Raw genomic sequence first — 19,954 nt, forward strand, 5'->3', positions numbered from 1 at the left:
CTTCATTTCTCATCTGTGGATGTTTTAAGCTCATATTTACGGCATTTTTTATGCTGGGATGAGATCCAAAGCTTAATGATTGTTTTGTAAATTATATGAGTCAGTAAGATATTTTTTGAAGTAGATAGATATTTAAATACAAGGTAAATATATTGAGTTGGAATAAATTAGAATAAATACTCTTTAAAGCTAGTTTTTGATTTTTTATTTTGTGAATTTATTATATTTAATTGAATAAAGCGTGATTGGATTCACGCTTTATTTTGTATTTAAATGAGCTTCTTTTTAATAATAACTTGCAATCACAACAGCACTATTTTGCTCAGGTAACTGTTCAATACTAATGCTTGTGAGATCATTCTCTTGCATTTGATTAGTTAAATCATTCAGAGAGCTGGTTTGTACTTCAGCATTATTACGTAAGGTATTCAATGGCTGACAGTCAATGTTGTAGTGTTGCTGAAAGCAAGTATCTTCTACGATTTTACCACTAATCTGGATTGTACCTGTGGCATAACTAACCGAGGCAAATGCCATTAATGATAAAATTAGGGCAGATTTATAAATGTTTTTATACATATTTAATACCTTTTATAAATGTATTAAGTATTAATTAACATAAAAAATATTGCAGAATCAATCGTAAAAGAAAATATATATAAAATTTTTATTTAAAATGTGATCTATTTAAAGAATATTATATAAAATGATAATTAATATAAATTTCTTATTTTGTGCTGTGCATCACTTATTATTTATTTAGTGTGATTTGTTTTTAAAATGAAAAAATCCCTAAATCCTATATAAAAGATTTAGGGAGGAGGTGTGAAAGCGATTTTTTTAGAGCTTAATCGTACTGAATTGTTACTGTTGCCATCGCACGAACAGTACCAGCTGTTACTTTGGTGGCAGTTTGATAATAACGGGCGGTCAGCGGTATATTGAATTGTACGGTTTGATTGGAGCTGACAGAACCTATCGCTAATTTCTCACCTTTACTAATCACCTTATTCTGAGATAAAGGATCTACATTTTGATAAGTAGAAAGTAATTGTACGCCTACACCTTGAGCTTTAGTAGAATTCGGAGCGATATTGGTCATTACCTGATTATTATTGCCATCTTGTTGATAGTCAAAACTTAAACTAATCAGATTCTTTTCTTCGTAGCCCGTTGGATTCTCTCCGCCATTACATAAAATATTCAGATCAAAAGATTGTTCACCTTGAGTAGATCCAACACCTGTAAAACTGGCTTTAGTGACGGTTGGTAGCTGAACAACCTTATTAATATCTCCTTGAAGCTCACAAGAGGAAGATGCGATGGTAATTGCATTGCCGTAAACGTGACTCGTTAAAATAGGGCGACCCGGGTGACTTGTTAAATAATAACTACTATATTGACCCGGTACCAAAGCTCCAGATCCTGTTTGTGTCGCTGTTTTAACAATTTCTACGACAAAATAACCTGTATCGAGGGAGTAATTTGTACCGTTCCAGTAGGGGCCACCGGTAATTGTTCTTGCATATGGATAATAGCCTGAGAAGTTGGCATTATTTTGTGCTTCCCGATATAAACGGATACCAATACCGGGAATATTCGTTGTATAGATATTATTACCCAGAGAACTTACAGGATATTGCTGGGTTAAATCGGCTCTTACAGTACCAGATGAGTTTCTCGTACAGTTAATTGTTGAGTTATTTGGGTCGATAGTGAAGGTGGCTTTACGTAAGATTTTTCCAACATTATCAGATGGTCTAACAACAACACGACCTACAGCCATACTAATGGCTTTAGTGGTAAAACCAGCAGTTGGCGCACACGCCGCATTCGCTTCACCATATACACCAAGACCCGCTGTAAACAGAGCACTGCTTAAAAGTAATTTTTTCATTTACATACGGCCTCGGTCATGATCATGCTTTGCTGATCGTTAGAAAGTTGTGCGGTGACATCATAGTTGAAGTGGCATTGCTCATTGGCTTCATTGCCCCATTTTACATACAAATTACCTTGTGGTTCCTGAGTACGTAAATAGACCATGCTGCCTTGTGCCACGATCCCAATGGCTTCATCTTGAGCATTGAATACTTGTGCTGCAAATGGCAGGTTTTCACCTGTTTCAGTCTTGGTGTCAATATAAATGGCATAACCTTTTTTAGTAGAGAAATCTACTTTGGCAATTGCACCTGCATAAGGCGCAATACGCTGACTGGTTTCCTCAAGCTCGACATTAGTCGACATGTTTTGCGGATCTAAGGTAATGTCATTTAGACGATAAGGTGTCACATACGGAATAACTGCATAACCAGACTGATTAATACTCAGACCCGCTGTATTATTTACTTTAGCGCCTGCTGCATCTGGTGCATAAACCAATACCATAGTTTGGCCTTGTTCTGGGCCGAACAGCACACCTTGATCATGCGCTACGATATTACCGCTGACACTGAGCATCGTTTGTTGATAGGTATCTGCAATGCTATAAGAACCGCCCACAGTTGCAAAGTTAGTTCGATAGCGTGCATTTACGTTAAGGCTAGGGTTGTTTCGGTCTTCATGAGAAAACGATGAGCCATAGCTAAAACGATCGCCAACCATGCCACTCATACCAACAGTTCGGTTGGTTTGAGATTGGGTAGCATTGACGATAACAGAATTCTTTCTAAAATTAATCGGGAAAGAAAGCGTCATCAAATATTCAGTATCACGGGTTTGATTGTTACTGCCATATTCAATTTGACGATTGGTTGCAGAAAGCCCATAAGTTAACCCATGATAGCTATTGCTATAGCCGACCTGATATTGACGACTGGTTTCGTTACGGTTCCAGTAATCATTCCAAGAACCCACTGCATAGATATTTCCCCAACCCTCAGGTAAACCTTGGTTTAAGGTAATCTGGAATTCACTACGTTGTTTGCCAACGGCATAGGTATTGATCCCTTTATCTTCCAGATCACGTACCAGTAGGGCATCACGTAATTTATAAAAGTTTTCGGTCGAATAGCGATAAGCGGCCAAGGTCAGGTTGGTATTGGTCGGTGAAATGAGTTTGCTATAACTTAGACGGAAACTCTGACCCGTTTGTGAACCTTGTTTCTCAAAGTCTGCTTCTGAATGAGTAACGTCAAACGATACGGCACCAATTGGAGTCGCAAAGGCTGAACCTAGTAATACAGCCGCATATTTTTCAGCTAACTGTGCACCCGCATAGCCCGTAATATAGTTATTAATACCGATCTGATATTTACCTTGCGTGACCCACGGATCAAGATCAATTTCTTTGTCGCGGAACTGACCGGCAGTCAGCGAGTAACGGCTGAGTCCAGGACGTAACATTTGTACGACCGAAGCGTAGGGAACACCAAACTTCTGTACTTCACCATTTGATTCAATGACAGAGACTTCAAGCTCACCGCCAAATCCTGTTGGATAAAGATCATTAATCTCAAAATTACCTGGTGCAACTGTCGTTTGATAAATCAGTTGGCCTTGCTGACGAATTTCAACTTTGGCATTGGTTTTTGCATTACCACGGATACGGGGCGCATAACCCAGCATACTGTTTGGTAACATACGATCATCACTGGAAAAATCCAGTCCACGATAGCCAAATGAATCAAATAGTTCACCATTGGTAAAGCTATCACCAGCCGTTAATACGCCACGATATGCAGGGAAGGCTCTTTGTAAGTAAGTACTGGTTGCGTCATAAGTCGATTTTTTTTGTTTTTTTGAATCTAGCTGATTTTGTACGCCGTCTTGCCATTGCCACTGACCATTGTGACGCAATTGCCAACCCGCGATATTCATTCCTGCAGTGAGCGCCATGAAGGCATTGGTGGTTTCTTGATTATTGTCATTTAAACGGTTAAAGATTTTGTAGGCACTACCGCTATAAGATAAAAATCCTGCATTTACACCACGATCCCAGATACTTGGATCAACATAGCCTTGCGCATTTTTCTGTAATGCAACTTGAGGAATGGAAATATCAATTCGCAAACGGGAGGTATCAAAATCGTAGTAGGCGTCTTCGATCCATTCTTCGATTTTATGACAAGCATTTGGACTTGCAGCGGAAATCCGACTCGCAAGAACGTCCTGTTTTACGCCATATTCAAGTAATGAGTTTGCGGTAAAACAGGTAAATGCATTCTGATTTTGTTCTGTAGCACGAAACACAATACGGCGTTTGCCAAACCATTGACCGTTAATATAAACATCAATGTTATATTCCCCTGGTAAAACAGGATTGCCATATTTAAAGCGGGATATATCAATTTTTTGTGCATCACCAATCAGGAAGCTTGAGTCAAACTCTGCTTCCACAGCCGGCGCTTTTACTGAATCTTCCGCATGAACTAACATGGGAACCGTCATGGTCACTATCCCTGACGCAAGCGTATAGCAAATATGTCGCTTCAATAAGCGATATGATGTGTGCTTTTTTAACATAAGAGGTTCGCCTATTTCACATAGGTGCTTTAAATATTGAGCTTATATTTAAGGGTTACTGTAAGTTGATAGGCTGCTCGACGCGGCCACCATAGTCATTAACATTTACAAAGCTCATTTTTGCGGTATTTGTTGTTTTTAGTTGCACTTGATCTTCAGAGAAAGGACTGAGCATGAGGCCCTGAGGTAAAAGATCAACGCGCTTGTTGCCGTCAAATTGATAGATTGCTGTCATTGTAATGTGGAATGGCGTTGGGTTTTTAATGACCAACTTTTGTCCAGATTTACGCCATTGCAGTTTTTCTGCAGCGGTATTCGCATCAGATTTAATACTGGCAGGGCGATAGAAAAATTTAATACGCGAACGAATTGCAAGCTGTAAAAAGTTATCTGGAATGGTTTCCTCACCTTTAGCAGTCGGTTTTGGTGGAATATCCAGCACATTTAACCAGAGCACAGTTTCCTGTTTTTGATTCAGCTGCTTTGCATTCGGCAGTGCTGTAATACGCAATGACTGACTTTTGGCTGCTTCTACTCGAGAAATAGGCGGTGTAATCATAAAAGGTACTTTTGATTGGTCTGGTGTACTTTTAGGATCGCCTTCATCAATCCAGGCCTGAACGAGCGCTGGTTTGTTGCCATTGTTACTGAGCTGTAATGTTACTTCACGCGCATCTGAAGGATAGATTACACGTGTACCGTGTAGCACGATCTCTGCATGAGAAAGTGGTGTTACGATTGCAGAAGAAAGCGCTAAACCAAGCAAAAAATTACGACTGTTCAATGACATTTGAGTCTTCTCAATAAGGTTCATAGGAAAAGTGCGGTAAAAAGGTTTCTGTGCGAACACAGAAACCCAAGTATCAATAGATTATTGATAAATAATAGTATATTGAACTGAAGTTGTTACTTCACCAGCAGTAGAAGCGCCAGTTGCATAGTATTCTGCATAGTAGTTAAGGTCAGCAGCACCGCCTTCAACAACGTCAACCCATTGTGAGTTTTCTTGAGCGCCATTGCTACCAGCAGCAAGTACTGGAATTACTTGGTTGTTGCTACCTAAAAGTTGAACGTCAACATTTTTTGCGCCAGAAGCAGCTTGGTTTAATAAGCGACCTGTATTGAAGTCAACAGTTGCACCTGGTTCGAAGTAAGTTGCAACTTTACCTTCTGAACAGTTTGCCAAGTTGATTTGGAATGGTGTACGGCCAGCAACATCACCAGAGTTTGCAAGTGTTTGTTTTGAAACAGTAGGAAGAGCAACTGTAAAGTCTTTGCCAGCAGGAGTGATAATGTCACAAGTTTTATCTGTAACTAAGCCATTGATTGTAATTGTACCGTCTGCAGCTTGAGCTTGAGCAATACCGACAACCGAAAGTGCAGCGATTAAAGCAAGTTTTTTCATAATAATTTCTCGAATACATCAGCTTAAAAATGGAAGTACATTACTTTTCCCGATGGATTCTTCCCAGAAAAGTAATGCGACGAATATATCATTTTTATTAAAAACCGCAACTTACGTCACACTTTTGGTTTTATTTTAAGCGAAATTTCCGATTTAAAATAAATTGTTGATATGTATTATGTTTTATTGATTTATATAGTGTTTAAACCAACTTTTTTAGTTGGTTTATTTAATTTTGCTTATGATTTATTGTTTTTTTCATTAATAAAAATGACCAAACTGTTTAACTTTTTTGAATAATAGGTATGAGAGAAAGTGTGTATTTTTTAACAAATGGTAAAAAATAAATTAAGAAGTACTTAAGTATGATAACAGACTTTCTTGCTGTTAACAAAAACATCAAACTTTTTTTAAGAATTTTTTAAGATTGAAACCTTAGTTTTTTAGTCATGATTAGATGAAAAAAACACCGAAAGGAGCTTTCAATGAACATGCTTTATACCCACAAACCTAACTACTATTTCTTTGCACATAAGTTTGTTTTATTCCTAGAAAGCCATTTGAAGAGTCACCCATTGGAAGAGCAAACCAGCTTTAATCTACAAACTATCTATGATTTGTTTAGCCATGACCGCGCTTCAAGTACGACAAATCTGGAAGGTATTTTAAATATTGCTGATGAATATGTGCTTGAAACAGATGAAGGGCAGCAGTCATTGATTCGTTCGTATCACGTCCATTTAGACAATCACGTACTGACACTGGAATTTAATCCTAAAGCAGTTGCAAGCCTGAAATCAGGTCAGATGATTGTGAATCCAAAGGCTGCTTAAACTGAATCTTAAAAAGACCAAGGCTTATTGAGACATTTAGCGAAAATTCATATCGCTAAATGTCTTTGACTTAGCTGATTTAAAGCTGTCTATTCGCTATGATAGTGTCATGTATTCAATGATTAGATTGGCTTAATGGGTAAGGATTTTAAATCAGAAACGTATACTGCTGATGAAAATATGGCAGATACAATGACATGGTTAATGCATCATCAAGAAGTTTTCGATTCATTGCATTTTGATGTGCATACACAGGAACTTTCAGTTTCACATGCAGCAGGCGTGGATATTATTCGAGTCGGGATGTATCTAACTGCCAAGTATGGCATTCTGGTGACATCAATCTAATTTTCATCTAAAAAAAGCCTTGTCATTTGACAAGGCTTTTTCATTTATGCACTCATGGCATCGACCGAAAGTTCTGCAACAGTCGGTTTTGGTTTTTCTGCGGTTAAACCTAATTTAGCAAATAAGATCTGATCTTTGCCTTCGCCAGCATTTGGTGTGGTTAATAATTTGTCGCCAGAGAATAGCGAGTTTGCACCAGCCATAAATGCAAGCGCCTGATCAGAATCACTGAGTGACTCACGGCCTGCTGAAAGGCGGATATAACTATGTGGCATGATGATACGTGCAACAGCAATGGTACGAATCCATTCGGTTACATCCAGCTTTTCGACATCAGCAAGTGGTGTACCTTCAATAGGAACCAGCATGTTGATTGGCACTGATTCAGGATGTACAGGCATGGTTGCCAGTTCATGTAACAGGCCAATACGGTCATCACGGCTTTCACCCAAACCGACGATACCGCCACTACATACTTTCATCCCTGCTTGACGAACGTGATCTAAAGTATCCAGACGATCATCAAAAGTACGGGTGCTAATAATATGAGAATAGTATTCGCGAGAAGTATCCAGATTGTGGTTGTAATAATCGAGGCCTGCATCTTTTAAACGCTCGGCTTGCGACTGATTCAACATACCTAAAGTCATACAGGTTTCAAGACCTAACGCTTTCACTTCACGTACCATTTCCAGCACATAAGGCATGTCACGTTCATGCGGATTACGCCAAGCAGCGCCCATGCAGAAACGAGAAGAGCCAGACTCTTTTGCTGACTGTGCTTCACGAATGACTTTATCAACAGCGATACGTTTTTCAGCTTCTAGTTTTGAATCGTAATGCGCCGATTGCGAACAATATTTACAATCTTCAGGACATTTACCCGTTTTAATTGAAAGAAGGGTACTGACCTGAATCGAATTTGCTTGGAAATGTTGGCGGTGTACGCTTTGCGCTTTAAATACTAAGTCTAAAAAAGGTTGATCATATAGAGCTTGGATTTCATCACGAGTCCAGTCATTACGTAAGGTCATTGTTATATCCATGATGATTGATGACAAACATTGAGACTAATCATACAGAAATCGTGCCAAAGCCAAAGGGCAAAAAACATCATTTTTCTATTTGGAGTACATCGACCTGTTGCAATTGCTGCTGAATTGCCCAGTCAATATGTACATTGACAATCTCGTCGTGCCACATTTTTGCGTCTTGCAAGTGCGTGACAATTTCAGCTGAGTATGGAGCATTTCCCAGACCGATTGCAATATTACGTTTGAAGGATTGATATCCTGTACGGCGGATCGGGCTACCCTCAGTATTGGCAAGAAAAGTAGCTTCATCCCAGCGCCAGATATCAAGCAGGCTGATATTATCCAGACCATGTCTCGGATCAAAATCTGGAATAGATGCAGTTTTGGCAAAGCTATTCCATGGGCAAATCAGTTGGCAGTCATCACAACCAAAAATACGGTTGCCAATTCCTGCACGTAATTCTTCCGGAATAATTCCTTTATATTCAATGGTGAGGTAAGCGATACATTTTCTGGCATCGAGCATGTAGGGTTCAACAATCGCTTGGGTGGGACAAATGTCGATACAGGCAGTACATGAGCCACAATGTGCAGTCGCTGGTTCATCAAAAGGCAGTTCCAGTGAGGTAAATAGTTCACCTAAAACAAAGAAAGAACCTGACTTTTTATGAATCAATAAAGTATGTTTGCCTGTCCATCCCATTCCTGCACTTTCAGCAAGTGATTTTTCAAAAATAGGCGCAGAGTCAGCAAACGGACGTGATTCAAAATCACCGACTTTTTCCCTGATCCGCGTGGCTAAAGTTTTAAGTCGCCCACGCATGACTTTATGGTAATCACGTCCGCGAGCATAACGCGCAATAATGGCTGAATTTGGTTCAAAAGGGATATAACGGGGCTTCGGCGATGCCACAAGATAGTTCATACGCACACAAATAATGCTTTTTGTACCTGGTACGAGCAAGGTCGGATCTGCACGCTTTTCCAGATTTTCCTCTAAATAGTGCATGTCTGCATGGTAACCACGTTCTAAATATTCTTTAAAACGAGGCATTTGATCTTGAGCATCTGGTTTGGCAATGACACAATCAGAAAAACCCAGATCCAGAGCTTGTTGTTTAATCCAAGCCTTAAGTGCTTGTGGATCGAGCTGCTGTAGTTCAATCTTTTGAGATTGTGTCGGAGATGAAGAGGTTGAAGCCATAAACCAAGAATGAGGGAGAGAACATGCAAGGTGTAGTTTACCATAGCCAGAGTATCCAAGCATGGGAACAGCGTTGGTTTGCTCAGCAAAATTCATCATTAGGGCTTATGCAGCAAGCAGCTTGGGCGATCTCGCAACAGTTAATTGCGCAATTTAAGCCAAAGAAAATTCAAAAGATCGCAGTTTGGTGCGGACAAGGCAATAACGCTGGAGACGGTTACTATATTGCTGCCTATTTAAAGCAGCAGGGAATAAAAGTGACGATCTTTGCGGCTGAACTTGGTCAATCTGCAGATTTAAGACAAGCAGCAGCTTATGCACAAAAGCAGCAAGTTGATATTCAAAGCCTAGATTATGTCTTGTCTGAAAAAGCTGTCCATCAAGAAATTCCGACCTTTGACTGTCATATTGATGCTTTATTTGGAATTGGCTTGAATCGGGAACTCGACCAACATTGGCAAGATATCATTCAGCTCTTCAATGCACAAACGGGTTTAAAAATCTCTATCGATGTTCCTAGCGGTTTGCAGGCCAATACAGGGCAGGCTTTACCCGTTGCTGTGCAGGCGGATCAGACTTTTACAATTTTGGGTTATAAGGCAGGGCTATTCACGGGGCAAGGCAAACAATATGTCGGAAAATTACATCTTCTTCGTCTCATTCCAACAGATACAGAATTAAAATCGCTCGCTTATTTATCTCCAGAGAAAGTTATCTTGCCAAAGCGACAAGCTTTTGGACATAAAGGCAGCTATGGACATGTGCTGGTTGTTGGAGGGCATGCGGATATGGGTGGCGCCGTCATCATGTCTGCTGAGGCGGCTTTTCATGCTGGGGCGGGCAAAGTCAGTATTGTTTGTCATGCAAAACACCATCAGGCTATTTTGGCGCGTTCGCCCAATATTATGGTGCGCGACATCAATAGCTTGGATCAAGAAGAGATTGAGCAGTTACTTAAACAGGTGGATGCTGTATGTTTTGGCATGGGCTTAGGGCGGGATCAATGGGCTGAACATATTTATCAGCAATGGTTTGAACTACTGAATCAAAATTCACACTTAGAAGTGGTGCTGGATGCAGATGGACTCTGGTTTTTGGCAAAATATCCGCAACAATTAAATAATCATGTATATGCAACACCGCACTCAGGTGAGGCGGCGACCCTACTCGGTTGTAGTGCAAAAGAAATTGAACAAGACCGAATTGCAGCCATTCAGCAACTGCAACAAAAGTGCGGCGGACAATGGGTGCTTAAAGGCGCGGGCAGTCTCATTTTAGAGAAAGAATTATTTATCTGTACCCAAGGTAATGCTGGCATGGGCACAGGTGGAATGGGGGATGTACTGGCAGGCATGATTGCCAGTTTAAAAGCGCAGTTTCATCAGCAAATTGCTTTGCACGAGATTGTGACCTTACATGCACAGGCAGGTGATTTGCTGGCTGAAAATGGTATACGAGGTTTACAGGCGCATGACATGGGAAAAATGATTTATCAGGTGGTGAATCAGAATGATTAACGGCGTCTGGTGCTGGCACGGCTACGGCCTCGTGCCATGCCACCTAATGCATTGAGTACAGCCATTTTACTCATACTACCAGAAGCATGCGCATGACAAATGGCTGCGGCAAGGGCATCGGCTGCATCTGATTGTGGTTTGATACTTAGATTGAGTAAACGCATCACCATCATTTGGACTTGTTCTTTATCTGCTGCACCGTAACCGACCACAGACTGTTTAATTTGTCGTGCGGTATATTCAGCCACTTGTAAATCTAGATTCACCAGAGCGGCAATTGCAGCACCGCGTGCCTGACCGAGTTTCAATGCCGAATCGGGGTTTTGTGCCATAAAGACTTGTTCTACAGCCGCTTCAGTCGGGCCATGAAATTTAACAATCCGTTCAACCCCTGCAAAGATACGTTTTAAACGCTCTGGCATTTCCTGAGTTTCGGTACGAATGGTTCCTGCATCGACAAAACGTAGTTTATTGCCATCTTTTTCGATAATTCCATAACCTGTTAAGCGTGAACCAGGATCAATACCAATAATTAATGACATGTCGAACTATAAAAATGAAAGATTGTTGATATTGTTACATAGCGGGCTTTTCGATGCATAATATTTTTGTAGGATTTTGAATTATAAGAAAATAGAGGATTTATTCAGCAAATGCGGTTTGATCTGTTCAATATTTTTAAATTTTGGCTCATTTTTATAGATCAATCATTTAAGTAAATTGCGGGGGTATTTTGAACGATTTGTATTTAATTTGAGCATTAGGCCGTAAATTACGTGATTTTTATAAAAAAAATTTGCATTGTGGGGGAGATGGGCGTATAAAGCATCTCATTGATCGAAGATGTTGATCAATATGTTGTTGCGGGATGGAGCAGTCTGGTAGCTCGTCGGGCTCATAACCCGAAGGTCGTTGGTTCAAATCCAGCTCCCGCTACCACTTTTAAAGTTAATCGAATATTAGCTCTGTGATTATTGAGTTGTTGTTATCTGAAAGATTAGACAGCAATTAAGTTAGCTGAAATAACCCTAAAGAAAGCTAAAAATTATTAGATTCTAGAATTGTAGTTTACCTCTCTCCATATATCTAGCGTTATAGTAAATCCAAATCGATCACTTGAGCTCAGGAATGAGTGATTTTGTGTTGAAAATTATTAATGAATGGCGTGTAGCCAAAGCCAGTAATGGCAATGAAATTTGTGTGCAAATTATCCCGATGAAACGTCAACAGAATACGTTGAATGGTTTTAAATGGGTAGAAGTTGGAAAGAAGATCCAGCTAGAATCCGGTCAGGAAATTGACTTTAATCTAGATGGCAAAAGTTTCTATACCGATGTTAATCAGCTTTATCGATTAATATAGATAGTTTACGCACTTGAAGTATCTATTTGTTAAAGATAGATTGAGTTAGATCAATATTAAAAATTTGATTTAACTCATAAATGAACAAAGTTTAAAGGTTTAAAAGTATGTCTGATACAGTTACTGGTACTGTTAAGTGGTTTAACGAAACTAAAGGTTTTGGTTTCATTCAAGCTGACTCTGGTCAAGATGTTTTTGCACATTTCAGCGAAATCCAAAGCAATGGTTTCAAAGTATTAAACGAAGGCCAACGCGTTTCGTTTGTACTTGGTCAAGGTAAAAAAGGACCACAAGCAACAACGATTAAAGTTATCTAATAAGATTGCTTGAAAATGAAGCTCACTTTATGTGGGCTTTTTTTATACCTAGAAAATTGTCATTGATTGCCACTCACACATTTTGGTCAATCTATAAATCTTTACTTAGGGGCTACTGCCGAAACAGCATAAAAATTTAGTCACTCGTTATTCTGCCTTTGAAGCAGATGAGGTGAAGGGGCTTATTTCGATAGAATGAAAGTAAGCCACATAAGTTTGCTTAAACCGGAGTGAGTTCATTTTCTGATAGGAAAATGCTTGAGTGGCTCAAGGCTAAATTTGAAATGAAAAACCATTTTTTGGGTGAAATCATCATGCAAAAAATAACTCAAATGTAAAAAATTAAGATATTTTTTCTATGCACTACATTGATCTATTTGAGCTATTCACTATTTTACAGGTAAATTTTTGATGTAATTTTTTGATTTAAAAGTAAATCCTGTTTTTGGAACTAGGCGATTTATTAAAACGTAATATTGCTCACTTAGCAGATAAAACTTTTTATACTTCTATTAATCTACTATCTCGTTTGGCTTAAAGTTTGGTATGCTTGCAGTATCTATCAAATAAAGATAGATTAAGTTAAATCATGATTAGAAAATTTTGATTTAATTTATAAATGAACAAATTTTAAAAGGTTTAAAAGTATGTCTGATACAGTTACCGGTACTGTTAAGTGGTTTAACGAAACTAAAGGTTTTGGTTTCATTCAAGCTGATTCTGGTGAAGATGTTTTTGCACACTTCAGCGAAATCCAAAGCAAAGGTTTTAAAGTATTACAAGAAGGCCAACGCGTTTCTTTCGTACTTGGTCAAGGTAAGAAAGGACCACAAGCAACCCTTATCACTGTTATCTAATTTTTAGACCAGTAAAAAGAAAGCTCACCTCATGTGGGCTTTTTTTTGTGGCAAAAGGATTTTAGTGAACGGTTTAACACATAGGTCACGTAGTGGTTACTCTTGTAATTAACCTAAAAGCCTGTGAAATAATATGTTAAAAATTTATATCATTATCTGAGCTGATGACTTTTAAATTAAACCTGAATAATAATTAATTGAAAATTATTGGAAAAATCATAAGAGTAGCAAGAGGTGGTTGGTGTACCGATCGTCAAATAAGGACATCTGTATACGATCAAGAAATATTCATTGCGCCTAAAAAGTAAACTCGTGTATAGTAAATTACAACTAGAAGAATAACGCTGTTGATTCAGTAAATCTTGCATTTCATAGTTTAGATAAACCTTTCGTTTTATCAGATCTAATCTCAGAGTTTATGATTCCAAGTTACTTGCTGCTAAGCATCCCCAAATTTATTAAATAGGTTAAATATATGTCTAATACTGTGACTGGTACAGTGAAATGGTTCAACGAAACTAAAGGTTTTGGCTTCATTCATGCTGATTCTGGACAGGACGTTTTTGCTCACTTCAGTGAAATCCAAAGCAACGGGTTTAAAGTTCTCCATGAAGGCCAACGCGTAACATTTACAATTACTGATGGCAAAAAAGGACCACAGGCAACGGGTATTACCGTTGTTCCTTAGGACTAAGAAATAATTGAAAAAAGCTCACCTTAGTGGGCTTTTTTTGTATCGCTGCTTTTGCATTTCTTTAAATTAAATATTTAATTATTTTGAGTGAAGCGACTATTTTTGTCATAAATCAACTTTTTTGTGCAAAATTTGTGCTAGCCATATCTACGACTTTTTGCTAATTTTATTTTGTTAATTTGTTAGGCAAATTAATAAGTGCAGTACATTTAATGAGCGGTAAAGTTATGGAAAACTTGGAGTCATATGCTCAAGGGTTTGAGCATGAAGTTCATGTACATTGTAAAAGATCTTTAGGCACGTTGTTATTTAGTTTTGTGGTATTGCTTGCAACCAGCCTATAGAGAGAAAAGCACCTTCGGGTGCTTTTTTAATATCCAGACAAATCTGGTTTGCTTAGTTTTGCTGAGCTATTTTGTCAGCCATCTTTTTTATAATTTTTCCTTATGCTTCATTTTACGCCGAATAGCTAACCAGCGATAAAATTTAAGGTTTTAACGATTCACTTAAAATTATACTTATTCAATACCTATCAATATTATTGAAAGATTCTGGTTTTATTAATCATTATTTTGCGGCTAAGCTTGTCTCATTATTTAGTAAGAAAATTTATTTTTAGGTGAATTCCAAATGTCTAACGGTATAAAAAAACCAGCCCATTTAGATGATGTTGTCTTTAAAGAAAGTAAGGCATATCAAAATTCGAATGAGTGGAGTTGGGTGAATCCTAAGCATGGAAAATTTGAGCATCCAGCCAATTATTATGAAAGCGCTTTGGAAGATTGGCATACCTTTGATGCATTCGATTCGGATCAGGTGTGTGATGTCGTGGTCATTGGCGGTGGGTTACTGGGCGCTTCCGCGGCTTTGCATTTATCTGAACAGGGTGTAGATACGATTCTGGTTGAGAAAAATCGTATTGGTTCTTCTGCCTCAGGTCGAAATGGTGGACAGCTCACACCTGGGCTTGCACGTTGGGAAGCTGAGGAAATGATTAAGCGTTTTAGTTATGAAGATGCTAAAAAGCTTTGGCATTTTACCTCTACCGAAGCGATGTCATTAATTGATCAGATCAGTGAAAAATATGATGTTGAATTGGCACGTAAGCGTGGGCACATTACCGCTGCTGTGCATGAAGGGCATCTCATTGCACTGACGCAAGGCGCAGATGTGAGAAAGTATTTAGGTGAAAACAATACCAAGGTTATGGGCGAATATGAGCTTAAGGAATTAATTAAATCTGACCTTTATAAAGGTGGACTGGTTGATGATTTAGGTGGTCATATCCAGCCATTGGCTTTAAATCGTGCTTTGGTACATGGCTTTTGTAAAAACGGTGGTCAAGTTTTTGAGCAGACAGAGGTATTGTCTATTTCTGAACGGGCGGATGGTATCTATGTCAAAACCAAGACAGGCACCATTAAAGCACGTAAAAGTGTCGTTATTGCCGTGCATCACAATGCTTTTAAATTGCTGCCCGAAAAGAAGCAGACAGCGATTCCATTCCATACCTACATTGCGGTAACCGCACCTTTGGAGGTTCCTTTAACTGAATTATTGCCACAGGATCATCCTGTCTATGATACGCAGCTGCAGATTGACTATTATCGTGGCGTTTCGAAAAACCGTTTATTGTTCGGTGGGCAAGGAACGGGTACAAGCTGGAGTGTAGGTCGTATCAACCAATATTTGCTCGGTCGGGCAAATAAAGTATTTCCACAGTTAAAAAATGTGGAAATGGATTTCTGTTGGAGCGGAGTCAGTGATCTGACCATGAACGGCGCAACGGATAACCGAAAATTTGGAGAAAAATATCCAATATATGCGGTACATGGCTGGAGTGGTCATGGTGTGGCACAAACGGTTCGTATTGGTAAAGCGATTGCAGATGATTTTTCTGGTTTAAATACAGATTATGCAATGTTAACCAAGATCCAGCACAGTGATATTTTATTTGGACGTCTGCTGGCACCGCTTGCGATTCCAATGTCAAAAGGTTGGTACGGCGTTACGGGTATGCTGAATCCTGGAAAAATGGTCTCTTTCTAAATATCGATCTATCTTGTCCCTAAAAGTGCCTCTTATGTAGAGGCACTTTTTATATTGGGAGGGGAAGGAAATAGATCATGGCTGTATAAAAATCTGTTGATGAATCTGGCTATATTTTATTCTTTAGTAAAATGGGCTGAGTGTGCTAGGCTTAATAAAAAAGAGATCAGCTCATGGATATCATACAAGTCAAAGATTTTTCTGCACTCACTGGTTATACAGAAGCAATTCTGGCAATGGATGAGTGGATTAACACGCGACCTCATTTTTATATTATCAAAGAGCATTATTTAGTGGATCAGGCGATCCGATTAGAGTACGTGATTATTCAATAGTCATGAGTTAAGTATTGAATACATTTGGATCATATAAATAGAAAAATAGCCTCTTGTTTCAAATCATTGACATAAAAAGTTAAGTTATTTTGTTATCTTTGCTTTTTCACTTTATCAGAATTCAAACTATGAAAAAGATCTTACTTTTAGGTGTGGTACTTACTTCACTTGCAGCGTGTTCAGCAACACCAAATAAAGACACAACTCCACCAAAAATTGGTATGCCTAACCCAGCAAGTAAATACTGTGTAGACCAAGGTGGACAGTTAGAAATCCGTAATGAAACCAATGGTCAGGTCGGTTATTGTAAATTACCAAATGGTCAAGTGGTTGAAGAATGGGAACTTTTCCGCGCGAGTCAACCTAAATGTATCGCTGATGAAGCCGCTAAATTGGTTGGACAGTCTGGCTTAACAGAAGCGCAAATCAAGCAAAAAACTAAATCTGAAATTGTACGTAGTGTAGGTCCAAATCAGCCAGTGACCATGGACTATCGTGAGAATCGTGTGACTGTAACGATCGATCCTCAGTCTAAGAAGATTACTCAAGCAACTTGTGGCTAATCTTTAAAAAATATCTAAGCTCCCAATTAGATTTGATTTAGTTGGGAGTTTTTTTATACAAGCTATTTTATAAGACTTGATAAATTTTAAAATGTACCCATCATTAAGGGTATTGAGTTTATTTTATTTGTTGTGTCAGGATTGATTGTTCAATATTGCACAAGGTTTTAATTTTAGAGATTTGACATGAATCTACTTCTTATCGTGGTATTTGGCACAATTGCCGAGGTTTTAGTCTGGATTGGCGTGGGTGACCTCGTTGGAAGTATGTGGTATGTCTTTTTCTGGTTCATTATCGCATTCTTTATTGGTTTAAACCTGCTGCGTTCAAGTGCTTCAACGATTATGCCGCAATTACAGCAAATGCAGATGACAGGTCAGTTGGGTGGAGATCCAGCTGTGATCAAGAAGCTGGCGCTTGCGATGGCAGGTTTCTTACTGATGATTCCTGGTCTAATTTCGGATGTATTGGCGGTATTGGTGTTGATTCCATCTGTTCAAACGGCGTTCCGCAATGCCTTGATGAAAACCATGGCAAAACGTCAGCAAGCCATGATGGATAAGATGATGGGCGGTATGGGCAACATGGGTGGTGGTGCTGGAGGGCAGAACCCGTTTGCTGACCTGATGCGCCAGATGCAAGATATGCAAAATCAACAACAAGGTGGTGGTCAGTATCGTGACTCAACCATTATTGATGGTGAAGCACGTGAAGTAAAACCTGATCAGAAGAAAATTGAATTTAAAGATGTGAATTGATTAGATTCATATTTTGTAAAAAAAGCACACCTTATTGAGTGTGCTTTTTTTATGTTTGATCTTTTTGGATGGAATGATCGGGGTGTGATTCGGAATTCGTAGAAGTCTCTGTTTCTTTAGGCTGTGGTTGATATTGGCTAGGTTGCAGGGTAGTGATTTCATTTTCTGACTGTTTGTACTTGCGACTACGGTTGGCGCGTTCGCGAAATCCACCTTTATTAATCAATTGGGCCATCATCTCTTCCACAATTTGCAAAACGTTATTTTAACAAATAACATGAAAGATCAAAATAATATTAAGAACTTAATGATTTTCTTAAAATTAAGATTCTAATCAAATTGTCATAAAAATTTGTTAATTTGAATGCATAGGTCAGAAAACGTGATTGAATTATGGTTTTTTTTCTCATAGGATAAAAGTGTGACATATGAGTATTTGTTGTAAAAAGAAAATAAAAAAATAAAGAGAGGAGGTGTTAATGATGTTATATCAATATCATTGTGCATGTTGTGACAAGGTCGTCGCATCAACAGATAAAGAGTGCCCTTATTGCGGTTCTCAGCATATTCGCAGCCCTTATGGCTTGTGGATGTTTTGTGTTGCTGCCTGCCTAGCAGTGGTGGTGGTCATTAAACTTGCACATTTATATAGTCAGCATCATCAAGAAGATCAACCAGTTCAAAGCAATTCGCTGCTGGAGATGTTCAAACAGGATAATACCAATTCGAATAAATAATGATTGGGGTTATAAAAAAGCTCGCAATTGCGAGCTTTTTTATTGAAGAGCCGTGGATTAGAGTCCAGCTGCATCTTTCAGGATATCTACTTTATCTGTTTTTTCCCAAGTAAAGGCAGAGTCAGAACCTTCACGGCCAAAGTGACCATAAGCTGCTGTTTGCTTATACATTGGTTGAATCAGATTTAGCATACGGGTAATGCCGTATGGACGTAAGTCAAAGTGTTCACGTACAAGTTGAACAATTAACTCGTCTGATACTTTACCTGTGTTAAAAGTGTTGATTGAAATTGAAGTTGGTTCAGCAACACCGATTGCATAACTCACCTGAATTTCACATTTATCTGCTAAACCAGCTGCAACAATATTTTTCGCAACATAACGGCCAGCATAAGCAGCTGAACGGTCAACTTTCGATGGATCTTTACCAGAGAAAGCACCACCACCGTGACGAGCCATACCGCCGTAAGTATCTACAATAATTTTACGACCTGTTAAACCACAGTCACCTACAGGACCGCCAATGACGAACATACCTGTTGGGTTAATATGGAATTTAGTGCCTGCATGGAACATTTCAGCAGGGATGATCGGTTTAACGATTTCTTCAATGACAGCTTCTTTTAACTGAATTTGAGAAATTTCAGGATCATGTTGAGTTGATAAAACAACAGCATCTAAACGAACCGGTTTGCCATTTTCATAAGCAAACGTTACCTGGCTTTTCGCATCTGGACGTAACCACGGTAAAGCACCTGAACGACGTAATTCTGCTTGACGCTCCATTAAACGGTGAGCGTAAGAGATTGGAGCAGGCATCAACACATCAGTTTCACGGCTTGCGTAACCGAACATGAGACCTTGGTCACCTGCACCTTGATCTTCTGGCTTTTGACGATCGACACCTTGTGCAATCTCAGGAGACTGCTTACCGATCATGTTGATCACGGCACAAGTTGAACCATCGAAACCTAAGTCAGAATGGTGATAACCAATTCCATTTACGGTTTGACGTACAATCGCTTCAAAGTCCACATTTGCTGTCGTTGTGATTTCACCAGCAAGAACAACCGCACCTGTTTTTACTAATGTTTCACAAGCGACACGCGCATACGGGTCTTCTCTTAGGATTGCATCTAAAATTGCATCGCTAATTTGGTCAGCCATTTTATCTGGATGACCTTCGCTTACAGATTCTGAAGTAAAAACAGCATACTCGCGCATGAACGTCCTATCATTGGTATTTTCAAAAAGACAGAGTATGTTACATCGACTTGGCGCATAGGACTAGCACAAGCTGACTAAAAAGCGTGAATTTATTTCATTTTCATGATGTTTTTATTGATATGAGTATCAGGGAAATTGATATTTAGTGTTTTTTATATGAATAAATCTGTAATTTGCTGCTTAAATTTTTTACTTGATATTGCTGGTACTGCCTATCGTATGAACATTTACACACTTAATGCTAAATGA

General features: G+C 38.9%; 22 protein-coding genes and 1 tRNA gene. 13 read left to right on the forward strand and 10 right to left on the reverse strand.

Annotated features, from left to right (window positions below; translation table 11 throughout):
* Positions 1-285 precede the first annotated feature (285 nt).
* The 5 genes from IEV36_RS00225 to IEV36_RS00245 form a co-directional block, all read right to left on the reverse strand.
* Positions 286-579, reverse strand: a complete 294-nt coding sequence (locus tag IEV36_RS00225; protein WP_005257112.1) for a hypothetical protein — start codon at positions 577-579, stop codon at positions 286-288.
* 268 nt (positions 580-847) lie between these two features.
* Entirely contained in the window at positions 848-1,897 is a 1,050-nt protein-coding gene (locus tag IEV36_RS00230; protein WP_005257113.1) for a fimbrial protein, read from the reverse strand.
* On the reverse strand, positions 1,894-4,464 hold the full coding sequence (locus IEV36_RS00235; protein WP_005257114.1) for a fimbria/pilus outer membrane usher protein: 2,571 nt from the start codon (positions 4,462-4,464) through the stop codon (positions 1,894-1,896). The genes IEV36_RS00230 and IEV36_RS00235 overlap by 4 nt, the downstream gene beginning before the upstream one ends.
* Positions 4,465-4,519: 55 nt before the next feature.
* Positions 4,520-5,254 (reverse strand): fimbrial biogenesis chaperone, encoded by a 735-nt coding sequence (locus IEV36_RS00240; protein WP_005257115.1) that lies wholly within the window; start codon positions 5,252-5,254, stop codon positions 4,520-4,522.
* Between the two features lie 81 nt (positions 5,255-5,335).
* The gene (locus IEV36_RS00245) at positions 5,336-5,869 is read right to left on the reverse strand and encodes a fimbrial protein (RefSeq protein WP_005257123.1); all 534 of its coding nucleotides are present in this window, start codon (positions 5,867-5,869) and stop codon (positions 5,336-5,338) included.
* Positions 5,870-6,354: 485 nt separating this feature from the next.
* Here IEV36_RS00245 and IEV36_RS00250 point away from each other — a divergent pair, with 485 nt between their 5' ends.
* On the forward strand, positions 6,355-6,702 hold the full coding sequence (locus IEV36_RS00250) for a hypothetical protein (protein ID WP_004771788.1): 348 nt from the start codon (positions 6,355-6,357) through the stop codon (positions 6,700-6,702).
* Between the two features lie 135 nt (positions 6,703-6,837).
* A complete protein-coding gene (locus IEV36_RS00255) occupies positions 6,838-7,050 on the forward strand; it encodes a hypothetical protein (RefSeq protein ID WP_005257124.1) in 213 nt (70 codons plus the stop codon).
* A 44-nt stretch (positions 7,051-7,094) separates the two neighbouring features.
* Here IEV36_RS00255 and bioB read toward each other — a convergent pair whose 3' ends face one another.
* Together bioB and queG are read right to left on the reverse strand one after the other, a co-directional pair.
* Positions 7,095-8,084, reverse strand: a complete 990-nt coding sequence (bioB, locus tag IEV36_RS00260) for a biotin synthase BioB (RefSeq protein WP_005257125.1) — start codon at positions 8,082-8,084, stop codon at positions 7,095-7,097.
* A gap of 79 nt (positions 8,085-8,163) precedes the next feature.
* Positions 8,164-9,288, reverse strand: coding sequence for a tRNA epoxyqueuosine(34) reductase QueG (gene queG / locus IEV36_RS00265; RefSeq protein WP_005257126.1), 1,125 nt, complete (start codon positions 9,286-9,288; stop codon positions 8,164-8,166).
* A gap of 23 nt (positions 9,289-9,311) precedes the next feature.
* Between queG and IEV36_RS00270 the strand changes: the two genes are divergently transcribed.
* Positions 9,312-10,805, forward strand: coding sequence for a bifunctional ADP-dependent NAD(P)H-hydrate dehydratase/NAD(P)H-hydrate epimerase (locus IEV36_RS00270; RefSeq protein WP_005257127.1), 1,494 nt, complete (start codon positions 9,312-9,314; stop codon positions 10,803-10,805).
* Here the strand turns inward: IEV36_RS00270 and ruvC are convergent.
* Positions 10,802-11,347 (reverse strand): crossover junction endodeoxyribonuclease RuvC, encoded by a 546-nt coding sequence (gene ruvC / locus IEV36_RS00275; RefSeq protein WP_004771796.1) that lies wholly within the window; start codon positions 11,345-11,347, stop codon positions 10,802-10,804. The genes IEV36_RS00270 and ruvC overlap by 4 nt on opposite strands.
* Before the next feature lie 320 nt (positions 11,348-11,667).
* On the opposite strand from ruvC, the gene IEV36_RS00280 reads away from it, so the two are divergent.
* The 9 genes from IEV36_RS00280 (at position 11,668) to IEV36_RS00320 (ending at position 17,741) form a co-directional block, all read left to right on the forward strand.
* Positions 11,668-11,744, forward strand: a tRNA-Met gene (locus tag IEV36_RS00280).
* Between the two features lie 189 nt (positions 11,745-11,933).
* Complete coding sequence (locus IEV36_RS00285) at positions 11,934-12,167, forward strand: hypothetical protein (protein ID WP_004771797.1); 234 nt, start codon at positions 11,934-11,936, stop codon at positions 12,165-12,167.
* Positions 12,168-12,274: 107 nt separating this feature from the next.
* Positions 12,275-12,484 carry a cold-shock protein gene (locus IEV36_RS00290; RefSeq protein ID WP_004661816.1) on the forward strand — a complete coding sequence of 70 codons (210 nt, stop codon included), beginning with the start codon at positions 12,275-12,277 and terminating at the stop codon, positions 12,482-12,484.
* 647 nt (positions 12,485-13,131) lie between these two features.
* Positions 13,132-13,341: a cold-shock protein gene (locus tag IEV36_RS00295; RefSeq protein ID WP_004771798.1), complete on the forward strand. Its 210-nt coding sequence runs from the start codon at positions 13,132-13,134 to the stop codon at positions 13,339-13,341.
* Between the two features lie 475 nt (positions 13,342-13,816).
* Positions 13,817-14,029 (forward strand): cold-shock protein, encoded by a 213-nt coding sequence (locus IEV36_RS00300; RefSeq protein ID WP_004771800.1) that lies wholly within the window; start codon positions 13,817-13,819, stop codon positions 14,027-14,029.
* 636 nt (positions 14,030-14,665) lie between these two features.
* Positions 14,666-16,084 carry an NAD(P)/FAD-dependent oxidoreductase gene (locus IEV36_RS00305; protein WP_005257129.1) on the forward strand — a complete coding sequence of 473 codons (1,419 nt, stop codon included), beginning with the start codon at positions 14,666-14,668 and terminating at the stop codon, positions 16,082-16,084.
* Positions 16,085-16,257: 173 nt separating this feature from the next.
* Positions 16,258-16,419 carry a hypothetical protein gene (locus tag IEV36_RS00310; RefSeq protein WP_005257131.1) on the forward strand — a complete coding sequence of 54 codons (162 nt, stop codon included), beginning with the start codon at positions 16,258-16,260 and terminating at the stop codon, positions 16,417-16,419.
* 128 nt (positions 16,420-16,547) lie between these two features.
* Positions 16,548-16,982, forward strand: coding sequence for a putative hemolysin (locus tag IEV36_RS00315; RefSeq protein WP_005257134.1), 435 nt, complete (start codon positions 16,548-16,550; stop codon positions 16,980-16,982).
* A gap of 186 nt (positions 16,983-17,168) precedes the next feature.
* Positions 17,169-17,741 carry an FxsA family protein gene (locus tag IEV36_RS00320; RefSeq protein WP_005257137.1) on the forward strand — a complete coding sequence of 191 codons (573 nt, stop codon included), beginning with the start codon at positions 17,169-17,171 and terminating at the stop codon, positions 17,739-17,741.
* A gap of 49 nt (positions 17,742-17,790) precedes the next feature.
* Here IEV36_RS00320 and IEV36_RS18735 read toward each other — a convergent pair whose 3' ends face one another.
* On the reverse strand, positions 17,791-17,976 hold the full coding sequence (locus tag IEV36_RS18735; RefSeq protein WP_005257139.1) for a hypothetical protein: 186 nt from the start codon (positions 17,974-17,976) through the stop codon (positions 17,791-17,793).
* Positions 17,977-18,220: 244 nt separating this feature from the next.
* Between IEV36_RS18735 and IEV36_RS00325 the strand changes: the two genes are divergently transcribed.
* The gene (locus IEV36_RS00325; protein WP_004771808.1) at positions 18,221-18,478 is read left to right on the forward strand and encodes a hypothetical protein; all 258 of its coding nucleotides are present in this window, start codon (positions 18,221-18,223) and stop codon (positions 18,476-18,478) included.
* A gap of 57 nt (positions 18,479-18,535) precedes the next feature.
* Here the strand turns inward: IEV36_RS00325 and metK are convergent, their stop codons facing one another.
* Positions 18,536-19,702, reverse strand: coding sequence for a methionine adenosyltransferase (gene metK, locus IEV36_RS00330; RefSeq protein WP_004771809.1), 1,167 nt, complete (start codon positions 19,700-19,702; stop codon positions 18,536-18,538).
* Positions 19,703-19,954: the final 252 nt, after the last annotated feature.

This window comes from Acinetobacter vivianii (genome assembly GCF_014635885.1).
GTDB classification, from domain to species: Bacteria; Pseudomonadota; Gammaproteobacteria; order Pseudomonadales; family Moraxellaceae; genus Acinetobacter; species Acinetobacter vivianii.